The 13,229-nt window shown below is 37.5% G+C and carries 9 protein-coding genes and 1 pseudogene; 4 read left to right on the top strand and 6 right to left on the bottom strand.

Features of this window, described 5'->3' with window-relative positions; all coding sequences use genetic code 11:
- Positions 1–36 precede the first annotated feature (36 nt).
- Positions 37–1,422 carry an ATP-dependent RNA helicase DbpA gene (gene dbpA / locus BTO21_RS16240; RefSeq protein ID WP_045028222.1) on the bottom strand — a complete coding sequence of 462 codons (1,386 nt, stop codon included), beginning with the start codon at positions 1,420–1,422 and terminating at the stop codon, positions 37–39.
- A 370-nt stretch (positions 1,423–1,792) separates the two neighbouring features.
- Between dbpA and trhO the strand changes: the two genes are divergently transcribed.
- Entirely contained in the window at positions 1,793–2,773 is a 981-nt protein-coding gene (trhO, locus tag BTO21_RS16245; RefSeq protein WP_045028219.1) for an oxygen-dependent tRNA uridine(34) hydroxylase TrhO, read from the top strand.
- 159 nt (positions 2,774–2,932) lie between these two features.
- Complete coding sequence (locus BTO21_RS16250; protein WP_045028217.1) at positions 2,933–3,250, top strand: hypothetical protein; 318 nt, start codon at positions 2,933–2,935, stop codon at positions 3,248–3,250.
- Between the two features lie 108 nt (positions 3,251–3,358).
- On the opposite strand, the gene BTO21_RS16255 is transcribed toward BTO21_RS16250, so the two are convergent.
- The 5 genes and pseudogenes from BTO21_RS16255 to BTO21_RS16275 all read right to left on the bottom strand — a co-directional run bounded on the left by BTO21_RS16255 (position 3,359) and on the right by BTO21_RS16275 (position 10,582).
- The gene (locus tag BTO21_RS16255; RefSeq protein ID WP_105026961.1) at positions 3,359–4,228 is read right to left on the bottom strand and encodes a glycerol kinase; all 870 of its coding nucleotides are present in this window, start codon (positions 4,226–4,228) and stop codon (positions 3,359–3,361) included.
- Between the two features lie 268 nt (positions 4,229–4,496).
- The gene (locus BTO21_RS20285; protein WP_338091010.1) at positions 4,497–5,585 is read right to left on the bottom strand and encodes a TagA domain-containing protein; all 1,089 of its coding nucleotides are present in this window, start codon (positions 5,583–5,585) and stop codon (positions 4,497–4,499) included.
- Positions 5,562–7,526, bottom strand: a pseudogene (locus BTO21_RS20385) (M66 family metalloprotease); the annotation flags it as partial. The pseudogene BTO21_RS20385 and the gene BTO21_RS20285, both read right to left, overlap by 24 nt.
- 319 nt (positions 7,527–7,845) lie before the next feature.
- Positions 7,846–9,570, bottom strand: a complete 1,725-nt coding sequence (locus tag BTO21_RS16270) for a class I SAM-dependent methyltransferase (protein WP_045028213.1) — start codon at positions 9,568–9,570, stop codon at positions 7,846–7,848.
- A gap of 352 nt (positions 9,571–9,922) precedes the next feature.
- Complete coding sequence (locus BTO21_RS16275; protein WP_045028211.1) at positions 9,923–10,582, bottom strand: inorganic diphosphatase; 660 nt, start codon at positions 10,580–10,582, stop codon at positions 9,923–9,925.
- Between the two features lie 848 nt (positions 10,583–11,430).
- Here BTO21_RS16275 and BTO21_RS16280 point away from each other — a divergent pair.
- The gene (locus BTO21_RS16280; RefSeq protein ID WP_105026912.1) at positions 11,431–11,652 is read left to right on the top strand and encodes a hypothetical protein; all 222 of its coding nucleotides are present in this window, start codon (positions 11,431–11,433) and stop codon (positions 11,650–11,652) included.
- 24 nt (positions 11,653–11,676) lie between these two features.
- The coding region (locus BTO21_RS16285) for a hypothetical protein (protein ID WP_170064526.1) at positions 11,677–13,229 on the top strand (1,553 nt) is incomplete at its 3' end.

Genomic DNA, 13,229 nt, shown 5'->3' on the forward strand with positions numbered 1-13,229 from the left:
GCATAGTAGAACGATTATAAGGTGATTATATTTCGGTTAGCGCAATTGACGCGAACGGAAATTACGACCTTTAATACGGCCTTTTTCTAATTTTTGTAATGCTTCACGTGCAACATCACGCTTAACCGCAACGTACGCACAATGGTCAAATACATTGATTTTACCAACCGCAGCACCAGCAATACCATTATCGCCCGTTAGTGCACCTAAGATATCGCCTGGGCGTACTTTTTGCTTCTTACCGCCATCAATCATTAATGTGGTCATTTCAGGACGGAAAGTCGGTTGTTCTAACAAATCGCCACTCGGTAACGGCTCGCCTTCAATTTCGCGATCAAGGTAATCTTCAAGTAATTTAACTTTGTAATGCTCTTTATCACTGAATAATGAACAAGCAATACCTTTACTGCCCGCACGGCCTGTACGACCAATACGGTGTACGTGTACTTCAGTGTCACGTGCTAGGTGGTAGTTAATCACCATATCAAGATTATCGATATCCAAGCCACGCGCTGCAACGTCAGTCGCCACTAAGATTGATTTACTCTTGTTAGAGAACAACACTAAGGTACGATCACGTTCACGTTGTTCTAAATCACCATGGAGCGCAATAGAACTAAAGCCAAAGTCTTCTAAATCATCAGACATCTCTTGTGCTTCACGTTTAGTATTACAGAAAATCACACACGACTCAGGACGGTGTTGATTCAATAATAAACGTACAGCATCTAAACGCGCTTCATTACCACTTACTTTATAAAAATGCTGTGAAATACTGCTGTTATCATGGCTAGATTCTACTTTCACTTGCACTGGATTTTTCATGATACGTTTTGCAATAGATGCAATTTGATCAGGGAAAGTCGCACTAAATAGCAACGTTTGACGATCACTTGGTGCTGCATCAATGATCACATCTAATGAATCTTGAAAACCCATTTCTAGCATACGGTCTGCTTCATCAAGCACTAGCGTATTTAATTCATCAAGGCGTAAAAAACCTTTATGAACGTGTTCTTCAATACGACCCGGTGTACCCACAATAATATGTGCGCCATGCTCTAATGAACCGATTTGAGGTCCAAATGGCATACCACCACACAAAGTCAGCACTTTAATGTTGTGAATAGCACGTGCTAAACGACGAATTTCTTTAGCAACTTGGTCGGCAAGTTCACGGGTTGGACATAAAACTAATGTCTGCACGCGGAAACGTTTTACATTCAGGTTGTTTAATAATCCTAAGCCAAACGCTGCGGTTTTACCTGATCCTGTTTTACCTTGAGCAATGACATCCTTGCCATCAATAATAAGCGGAAGACTCTGAGCTTGAATAGGTGTCATAGCTTCATAACCTAGTGAGTCTAAATTGCTCAATAGATCAGAATGAAGGTTTAAGGTAGAAAATGCCGTCTGACTCAAAATGATGTCCTGTAAACGTCAACATATCACTATCACCACGCGATAAAAGTCGGTGTGGATATGCTGTTTAATATAAGGTTGCACGCGGTAACACATGCATAAGGGATGCGACACTAACAGCTAATGACTACGCTGACAATGCTATAAATCAACTCACCTATTTTAGCAAACATCCTTTGTTTTTGAAAACGCGACCACAACGGCACAGATCAACACTGACAGTCCGCGAATAACCGCCCTTTATTTAGCAGGCTTATTCCCTGTAGGGATTATAAAACTGACGCACACATATACTTGACTGTTTTACTCAGGTATACTGATTTGCATAAACTAAATTTGTTATTAGTCCCAATAAAAACAAGGAAATATCATGAGTCAGTATGTTGTTTGCGCTCTGTATAAATTTGTAGAGCTAAAGCATTATCTTGCGTTGCGCCAACCCTTGCAGGATCTAATGGAAAAGCATCACATTCGAGGCACCCTATTACTGGCAAGTGAAGGCATTAACGGTACCGTTGCGGCAGATCGTAAAGGAATTGATACATTATTAACGTGGTTAAATGCCGATACTGCTCTCAAAGGCATTGTTCATAAAGAGTCACTTTCCGATTCTCAGCCGTTTAACCGTACTAAAGTAAAGCTCAAAAAAGAGATCGTAACCCTTGGTATTGAAGGTATCGATCCGCGCCATGTGGTTGGCACTTACGTTAAACCCGCAGCATGGAATGATCTGATTGCTGATCCTGAAGTTTTAGTCGTAGATACCCGTAATGATTATGAAATTGAAATAGGTACGTTTAAAGGTGCCATTAATCCCAACACGGATACTTTCAGAGAATTCCCTGATTACGTTAAAAACAATATGGATCCGACCAAACATAAAAAAGTCGCGATGTTTTGTACTGGCGGTATTCGTTGTGAAAAATCCACCGCATATATGAAACAGCAAGGCTTTGAAGAAGTTTATCACCTTGAAGGTGGCATTCTAAAATACCTCGAAGAAGTCCCACAACAAGACAGTCTATGGCAAGGTGACTGTTATGTCTTTGATGGTCGTGTTGCTGTTAATCATCAATTAGAACAAGCCGATTATGCTATTTGTAATGCGTGTCGATTACCGATTACCGCTGCAGATAAGCAGTCAGATTTATATGAGCAAGGCGTTAGTTGTCCTAAATGTCATGGTCAACACTCGCCACTACAACTGGCACGCTTTCGTGAACGTGAAAAGCAAATAACATTAGCACTCTCACGGGGTGAACAACATATTGGCGAAGAAAGTACCCAACAAAGAGCAACACGACGGGCAGAGAAACTTGCCAAGAAAAAAGACCAACGAAACCAACGCTAACCTTATTTAGTGCAAGTTAAGTTCGCTTTGTGAACAATTGCACAAGCTACGCTGCTGTGCGATCATAATATTATCGATTTAGAAACCTGTTGCTCAATATCACTTGTTATTAATGAGTGGAGCAACAATGATCCCTTTTTATATCAGGAAGTAATATTAATGAGTCAACCAGACAATGACCTCATCAAAGCCAGTGAAAGTGACTCAATAAATGAATTTAAAACACCACAAGTTCAGATAGCACGTTTATTGAGTATTACATTCAATGTGATATTAATTTTGGCGCAAATAAAGTTATTAAAAAATCACGATATCGATATAAAAACCTATGGTGTGTTCATTTTTTGTAATATCAGTATCTTAGTAAATATTTTTGCACCAAAAATGACCAAATTAACACTTAAACAAGCCACGAAATACAGTGTTATTCCAATGGTCACCAGTGTGTTTTTATTTATCAGTCAGATATTCGCATAATCAACATCCAGCAACCCATTAATCACTTATAAATTAAGTTTTTAATGGGCTGTTGAGCAACAATAAATAACAATGAAAAAGTCACAACCCCCCATTTCACGACCGCTATCAATACGCTTTTATGTCAAATTTCAATAACATTCGAGGCAACACATCATCAAGATTCTGCACATCATTATCATTGAGTTCAATTAAATGAAATCCATATTTCAGATACAGATCTTGTTTTATTTTCTTACGATGAGCATATTTAGGATCATCTTCTAACCCCCAAAACTCGATATAAACTTTACCCGTCGGCAGATAAAAATCACAATAGAGATCTTCTTCAATCGGTAACTTACGTTCATAAGCATGCACAATACCCGCCATATAGAGCCAATTATCAATCAGCATTTCAGCTTTAGAACGAACATAATGACCATCAGCTGCGCGGTGTTTAGCTTCAAATTTTTGTCTAAAGTTTGATACTGAATTATCAGTACTTTTAACTTCAGCATTAATACCAGTAATTTCATTAACAGAGTGCTGTAAGCTGCCATTTTTTAGCACCGTTTCATCCCATATCACATAGGGGACGCCAGTACGTGAGTCTTCTTTTTGAACGCCACCTAATCGAGAACCCGATTGACTGACTTTCCAACCTTTGACCGCTTTATTGATCCAGCCTAACTCATCGAGGATTTGATTTATCTTTTGAGAAGATAATTTAAAATGGACACTTATTTGGGTTGCTGATAATTTTTTCCCATCAAACGATGGTGCTGCAATAATCTCTAATTCTTTAGGCCATACAATATACTGTCCAAACTGAGGTGATTGTTTATATTCACCTTCCGCAATCTTGCCAATATCCGTTAACAGCCATTCGTTATTATCACGGGTAATATAGCCAACTTCAGCAAGTTCATTAAATAAATTCTTCGCAACAAGCCCCCTTGCTTTGGCTAACTGCGACGTTGATATTTTAGATGTCATCATATTAATCACTATGTTAAAACATCTAATAATATTAACTTTAGTGACCGATGGTTATAAGTAAAAAGAACGGGCAGGCATGACTAACTGCATTATTTTTTTATAAATTTAGATGCATATCAAATAAATCAGTATAAATTTAAAATTGAGTGACTTAAAGACATCAAAAAACCGAGTGCTTTTACTTATTACAAGTATAAGACACTCAGCTTGTTAATTTAACAGCTCAGTTGTGCGCCAAAGGCCACTTTTTAACCTTTATAATTCATTATTTTACTTTAACCCACACATCAGCCTTACCCGGCTCATCACCTTTTGTCCACCATTTGGCTTCCCATGTTACATCCATATGGGTTGTCGTATCACCAGTGCTATAAGTAATATTTATATCCCAGCCAAGTTGAACATCACTAAGCAATTTCCATGCATCATTAGTCGGTGTTGGTTCACTACCTTGGTTCCACCATTGTGACTGATAAATAAGCCCGTTATGAGTTACTGTTTCAGTTGTATAAATGGTTTTGCTATCCCATGCTGGAAATTTATTTTCTTCTTCAGGCTCAACAATGTCACCACCTTGTACGGTATACACAGGCTCTAGTTTTGGCGCATCAATGACTTGAGTATCAAGTACCTTCTCATCACAAATAACAGAAGCGGTTATTGGCTTATCTGACGTTGCGACGTTAACGTGAAACTTATTCATATGATCAGCATCACGACGATTATTTTTCAGTGAATATTTCAAAACTGAACCAGAACTCGTTTCTACTTCTAACGCACATTGATTCGTAATAAGACTTGTCGAATCATCAGCATACACATAACCAAATGAACCATGCAATGCCGGATAAATATAGCTATCCAACTTAGCTTGTGGATCGTAGTAACCCACTAATGTCGTTACTGGGACGCCAAACTTCTCAGGACGAGCCGTTTTATACTGTTCAAATATACCATCTTTAATCCACGTTTTACCATCAGAAACAAAGGTTAAACGACTACGGTAAGGGACGGTCATCTCTTCACCGTTTATTTCTAAATATGAAGTAAATTCTGAATCTGAATTGAAAGTAAATATCTTACCTTTATTTAAAGCAGACGCTAACGGTACCGACATATTACGTTCAAAATAACCATTCCAAGTCGATAAATCTACCTTATCGAAATCATTAAATAGCATTGCAATATGGACAGAATTTGCATCCTTTGGCACAACAGTAGTCACTTCCATATGATCGACATGGTGAGTATATTCAACCATAGTTTGACTGTTCTCATCCCATTTTCTAAAACCAGTAGAAGAGGTCTGATCGAACACAACTTTGCTTTCTAAATTCTTCTGAATAATATGCATTGAGTATGGAGTATGTAAAGTAAAGCGCTGATCGCCATACATCGCCCAACCGCCAGCCATTGCATCTTTACCAAACATAAACATGTTATTAAATGCCGGAACACATTCTCCCTCATAACACATATCAGAATTAGAATTAATGGGCTCAAAGTTAGGAATAAAGACATTATTCGTTGAGTCCCAACCCCACGTTGAGTTTGGCATATCTGCTGGTCGATGGATCGATCCCGCAGCGCCGCCAGGGAAATGACCTAGCCCATAATTATGTCCAACCTCATGGCTAAACTCATTACCAATTGAGCTATCAAGCGTTACTATTCCACCACCACCTGAACCACCGTGAACTTGAACACCGTTGTTATACATACCACGTGAATTATGGGCCGTTAACTGTGCTGCAATGTAAGGATGTTCGTTTTCACCAGTACCTACGGTTGAATGAATACCATAATTGGCATTATTAACACCAATCGAAATTAATTCTTTACCAATACGCTGTCGCATCGTACCCGCATGCCAACCACCATCACTAGGATCGATATCAGTCAGCAAGGTACCGTTTGGTAACATAACTTCAGTTAAATGTAATGGCTCATATTCACTAACGATCATTTTGCTTACAGGCACAGTTTCAAAATATTCACGTTGTGATTCTTTATCTTTCTGAAAATCAAATTGCTAACGAGGCTCAACGAGCATACCCACATCTATCGTATGGATCAGTAGTTCTGTTGGAGCCCCGACTTTGATATTATTCAACGTGCCTTTTTCGACGTTATTATCAAACGTTAATGATAAACCTGGCTTAATCCATTCTTTTGGTAAATCAGCAGACCAATAACCATCGGCATAACTAATATTATTGAATATTAAATCTTCTTCTAAGATCCACGCACCATTAATATTTTTAAATACGGTTGTTGAGCCATTAGCAATTGTTTTACTACGATCTTTATAATAAGAAACGTGAGAAAGATACCCAGCATCAGATTTAAAAACAAATGTCTTACCATCCAAATTAGGGTTATTCTGTTCTAAAGAAAATACGCGGTTAAAATATCCATCTTTCGTATGCAAAAGAACAACATCATGCTCAGCTAATGCTGCTGCAATTGCCTCCGTCGTTGGCGCATTTGCATTAACAACCTTATCGACATCGTAACTAAAATCGATATTCGTATCTTTAATTTCAGGTATAGCTAAAATATTGGGTGCTAACTGGCTTGGGGGAAGCATCTCTAATTCACCCAGCTGATTTCCTGTTTTATTTTTGGCAATAACCGTTACTGTCGCATCGCCATCAAATGCAACTTCTGGTTTAAACATAACTTTCGTCTTACGAGCACCAACTAAGTGCATACGTGATTCTTGTTCGTTCGTCGTTGCTGGAATAATATGAGCCTGAGCAAAAAGCACAGCACCATTTAATTCACCAGATAAATCATTTTTAACATCATTAATATTAAAAAATATCGATGCTTTTTGAGGAAGATCCACACAACCGCTAGTCATTAATTTCGTCGTTAAAGGAGACTCCCAAAGGTAATTTCCTTCACTGTCTTGAGATCCTCGCATGGCTGGAAGTAATTCAAATTTACATTCATCCGATTTACCAGGATAAAGATCAAATCCACCATTATATAAATACTTGTCCCATTCAGTCGGTATAAAATCAAATACCGTAGAAAATTCCGAATTAAAATCTGAGAAACTAAATGTAATATTGCCATCAAAATTAACGACTAAACGCTTCTCTTTATATTCAAGATATTTTTTATCACCAATTTGAATGGTATTTTCAGAATGGGTAGCAAGCTCTGCTAATTCATTCATTTTATCCATCACCTTTATAGACATAGACTCTAGTGCTACAGCTTCAGCCTGAGCCGCCATGCTATAAAGGGATGCTAAAATAAATAATGCTATTGTTTTCTTTTTCATGATGTAGATCTCTTGTTATTGTCTAACAAGTATGAATTGCATTATTTTACTCGCAAAAACATTTATACATAATACGTCTGCTTTTACTTAAAAATAGGATATTACTATAAAAAAAATCACTTTTTTTTGAAATCAAAAAACAAAAAAACAACGAAATAAAGACAAAATAAAAATAAAAAAACAACACAGAAACCATGTCAAATAAATCTATCGACGACATAGTCTGGTTATTAACAATATCATTAGTAGGTTTATTTCCAATAATAAATCTACCTTAAAGAAAAGATATACCAATAAGGGATTACACCTTGTAATCTCATTACCACTCCCCCACCAGTAAGCGACTTTTTATGCCATAAATCTGCAATCCCATTGCTTGAAAAACATCATCAAAATTACGGCATGTCAGCGGTAAATTTGGTAATGATAATATCGCCTCATCAAAAAAACGATTTTGTTCCTGCTCTGTTTGCCATGCTAATTGCCACCAATTTATAATCCGCGGTTGAGATTCGCTCAATCGAGCTTTTGTCGGTACGCGGGCACGTTTTTTATTATTTTCAGTTTTACTCGCTGGCAATAAATTCCATTTATCATTATTTGGCCAATAAGCGAAAGGTAAACAATGATCGACTTGATAATCAGCTTGTAAACGTCTGCCACTCCAAACACTTTCTAATTCATAACCTGCTTGCTGTAAATGAGCAACCTTGCCTCTAACATCACGAGTATCATGGCTTTCATCGATCCACTTTAGACAGTCATAATAAGTTTGTAGCGGAATACCACGCTCTTCGTTTAATTTATAGCGACGCATCTCAGCGATCCATTGATTAACCACTAACGGTTCAATCCAGCTACTATAAAGCCGCAAACATTCCCACAAACTTTCATCTAATATAAAATGTCCAAAGCTTGTTAATGTCTCAAGATCTAATACCAATGATGGTGTTGAGCGTGTTGTCTGACGTTCCATCTGAAATAACGTATTTGATTTGCAGCCTTGATAAATAAAGGTCACTGGCCCAGTTTGAATGGTTGTTAATGTGTCACGAATCGCCGTTTGTAATGCTTTAGCTTCATCGCCAAGAAAAACAGCCCCAATCGCTAAATCATCGGCAGTAAGATGTTTTAATTTATTCCATCCCGCTTCTTTAACAAACCCTAAGCCTTTTTTACTCGCATTACTCTGTTGAATACCAAAGCCATTAATATCGATATCAATAAGACGTTTAAATTGTCGAATCCAATATAAACCCACTAATCCAAGTGGTAATTTTACTTTATTATTTTTACGCTCAAGTACAGCCCCAGAATGAGCATCAGCAATGCGTAACAATGTACGTAATAACGCCAATTTATAGGTTGCTGATTTAGCATCATTAACAATAATCTGGCGTATTTTTATCAAATCACCTGTTCCATCATCAGGTAATTGCATCACAACCGTTTGCCACTGCACACCACTACGACCTAATTCATCGGTATCTAATGGTGATACCGTATTCACCTGTAGCGCATGTTCTTTCGCTAGTTGCTCAAATTCAACCACACTCACAGGATAGGCCACGCGAGTATCATTAAAATCACCATATCGAAGTGAGATTACTAGCTTGCCATTCGCTGCTAATAAATTAGCTAACTTTCGAAAACAACGCGCTCGAATATTAGGCGCAATATGCATCCATATCGCCGAGAGCAAAATATAATCAAACCGAACACCTAACTCAATAATACTTTTAAGCTCTGGTAATTGATCATCCAGCCATGTGATTTTATCTACATACTGCTGAGTGTATTTTTTACCAAACTCGCGTAATGCCGTTGCAGGTTCAATGGCGTATACATCGCAATGATGCTGCGCAAACCACATCGCATCACGGCCAGTTCCCGCACCAATATCTAGCACCTTTGGAGTATCACTCTCTGAGGCAAGAGGCCAATGGGCTTGCCAACTGTGGTGAACTTGCTCAAAAGTAAGTGACTGGTATTGCTCAGTTAAAAATTCAGCATTCTGATGATAAAAATCAATGGTTTTTGACATGATGATAAATCTGAAAACAACATAGATTCATCATACTGTAAGTAATTGACAGGCTCTATTAAAAAAAGGTAACCAGTTAAATTTATTGGCATATTTGATAGTTACCTCATTATATTAAAATAATAACGGAGCATTACTATTTAACATTAGCTGTAAAAATTTTTTTGAAAGTGACAATTGAAATCCACTCTTGAGCCCATCGTCGCTGCCTATCAAATGCATCAAGCACGTTAGTGGCGATAGGTTCCCCAAGCCAATCAATGAGATCACTACGAACAAGACCTTTAGGTGTGTTGTGGTTTAATAATCTTTTAAATTAATAATATAAAAATCATACTATTAACGGTTTACCCTAAGTCTCAGTATAATATTTAATAGATTTATCAAGAACACCTAATGCTTCTTGTTTAGATAAGATCCCTTGAATATCAACGTTTGCATCAGAGCCTTTATAATTAGAGAACCATGTTTCAATGATTGTTAACACGCCAGGATACTGTTGCTGCATTTCCTTTATAGAATGGATATTCTTAAATGGTGATTGTTCGGTTACAGGAACCGCGATTAATTTATCATCTTGCTCACCGCCATCAAGCATTTTTAAACCACCGATTAAGCGAACCTGTACAATACTTCCTTGCATAATTGCGGAGCCAAGCACTAACACATCTAATGGATCACCATCACCACCTAAAGATTTGGGCAAGGCCGTATTTGGAATTGTGCCATAATTACTAGGATAACCAAGGTAATGAACAATACGCGGCTGTCCATTTTTAAATTCCCAATTAATCACTGATCCATCAATTTTACTCACTTCCCATTTTTCATTGCTTCCAGTTGGAATTTCAATGATGGCATTAATCGTCCCATTCTTATTTTTTGCAGGTGTCGCTGACAGATAATCCTGATCAGCTTTAATTGTATAAGTATCAATTTTTGAAAAGTTTGAGTCAGCGAACGCTGATGTACAACTGAGTAGCAGACTAATAAAAGCAATGTATTTTTTCATGATTAATTACATATCCATTAAATAAGTTAACTTATCTTCTTGTAATTAAATGAAAATTAAATGACACAATTATGACGATTTAAAGTAATGTTGTTTTATCCGAAATGGTTTCATGTAAGTGGTGGAAATTAAACCCACATTTAACGCCAGCAATTACAGATCTCCACCATGATTGTAAAAATCACAATATTTAGCTCAATCGGCAAAGAGAATACACACGGATCAGCATTATCATCACCTACTGGTTCAATTTAAGTTGGTTTCTTTAATTGGTTTATTATAGATGGTTTCTTAAATGTCGCAATGCGGGTTGAGGGGGAAGGTGAACTGGTTTCTCTGGGGTATACTTAAAAAAGCAACAAGTAACACCTTGCATTTATATAAAGGCAGTTAACGATGATACCGACAAATTGCTGGTTCTAAATTTTTAGGCAATGGTTTCCATTTAAATTCAGAATTGGGTTTTTAGTTGGTAAGTTCAATACAGAAAACGGCGACTCTGGATCTGAAGTGAATTTTTTGCAATAACCTCGTTAAATTTGGCGTGACAGTGTAGTTGTGTACTCGTTGAGCATTTCTTTCAGCCTTGTCGACCAATCCATAAAAGGCGCAAGCTATTTTATAGTTACCTATCACATCACCCGCCCTATGCTACGCCCCACTCTTTGATTTGCGAGAGTTCTGTACTAACAGTGATCCTAGCGCTATCTACTAAATCTTCGAGTAAAAAATCTTGTCACTGCGGCGTTATTTCGTGATTATTTGGCACAATTGCTTCTATATTGGTAATATTTTTTATATATTTCTTTTATATTTAAATTATTACCAATTAAGTGGCTTCCTTTACCATGGAAAACAAAAAGAAAGACAAATTTATAGAGCTTGCGGAAAATCGTGTAAATAAAGCTCTTAAAGATATTCAGCTGATATCAAATCTATCTAATACAAAAGCATATTCGTATACAAAAAAAGACACAGATAAGATATATGGTGTATTAAAGAAAGCAGTAGAAGACATGAAAGCACGATTTGAACAAAGTGAAGACAAAGAAATTAATTTTAAACTGTAACGATAACAACAGGAGAGCCCATTGATGAGTGAAGTAATTTTTGACACGACTCCCAATCATGCAAATGAAAGTGAAGGGCTTGGTGACGCAGGGACTGAAACCTATCTAGATGCACCGCTAGTCGGCTTAGCTCGCGAAATAGGGCAAAATAGCAGAGATGCACATGATACGGAATCTAGCAAACCGGCAAAAATTACTTTTGATCTATTCGAAGTAAAAAAAGACGAGATTCCAGCTTTCAAGCAATTTGAGACGACAGTCAACAGCTGTTACATAACTGCTTGTGAAAAAAAGGATAAAAAAGCAATCCCGTTTTTTGAAAACCTGAAGAGTCAAATAGAACGTCAAACAATTCGTGTATTACGTATTGCTGACTTCAATACCAAAGGGCTGCGTGGGCCATGCGAAGAAGGAACACCTTTTCACAGCTTAGTAAAATCTAAAGGTATTAGTAACAAAGACGATAACGAAGATTCTGGTGGTTCACATGGTATAGGCAAAAATGCAGTGTTTGCCGTGTCTGAAGGGAGAAGTGTTCTTTACTCAACAGTTTACGCAGAGAAAGGAAAGCAGGTCTTCCTTTTTCAGGGGAAATCACAACTAATTTCCCATAAAGGCAATGACGGTGAACAGAAAGGCGCAGCTTCCTATTGGGGGAAAAGTGGATTCCAAGCTATCGAAGATGTGGAAAGTATTCCTAAATGGCTGCAGCGTACTGAAACAGGAACGAGTATTTTTGCTTTGTTTTTCCCAAAGCACAGTAACTGGGAGCACAAAGTTGCCATATCATTGATCAATAATTTTACTAGTGCGATTTATCACAATGATCTAGAGTTCTCGATTGGAAATGGTGAGATTGAAATCAATGCCGCAACGCTACCGCAACATATAAACTCGCCAGAATTTAAAAAAGCAGCAAAAGAAACAGGTACTGAAGACGAGCTAAAAAGCACCAAGAACATTTATGAATGCCTATCATCAGAATTAACAACAAGTGATGAATTCACTATCAAAAACTTAGGCCCTTTTAGGTTAAAGCTACTACTAGGAGAGACCCAGCCTAAGCAGGTTAACATAATGAGAAATGGTATGTTAATCACTGCCAGCCTATGTAATTTTAAAGACAAGTTAACTAGATTTGATCGTACGTATAGTAATTTTATCGCCATTGTTGAACCATCCTCAGCAGAATCAAATGCAAAAATAAAAGGGTTGGAGAACCCAAAGCATGATCAGTTATCGGCTGAACGTATTCCCGATGTAAATGAGAAAAAAAACATTACTAAAGCCATGAATTCCCTTGGTGAAAAAATTCGCCAATTAATCAAAGAAAAAGCCTATGTTCCCCCAATGGATAAAGAGCTTATTGATGAGCTTAGTAATTTTTTTGCCGATGGAAATAACGAAACGACCTTCGACTTTGACAATAATAGACTGGAAGATCACCCAGCAATAAACGAAATAATTCCTGCTTCGGTAAAAAAGAAAAGGTCCCATGCTACCTCAGATAAGCCGACACAAAAACACTATGGTGAGATCGAAGAAAACGACGATACCGGTGAAATAGACTACGGCAG

Origin of the sequence: Photobacterium phosphoreum (assembly GCF_002954725.1) — a bacterium.
Taxonomy (GTDB): domain Bacteria; phylum Pseudomonadota; class Gammaproteobacteria; order Enterobacterales; family Vibrionaceae; genus Photobacterium; species Photobacterium phosphoreum.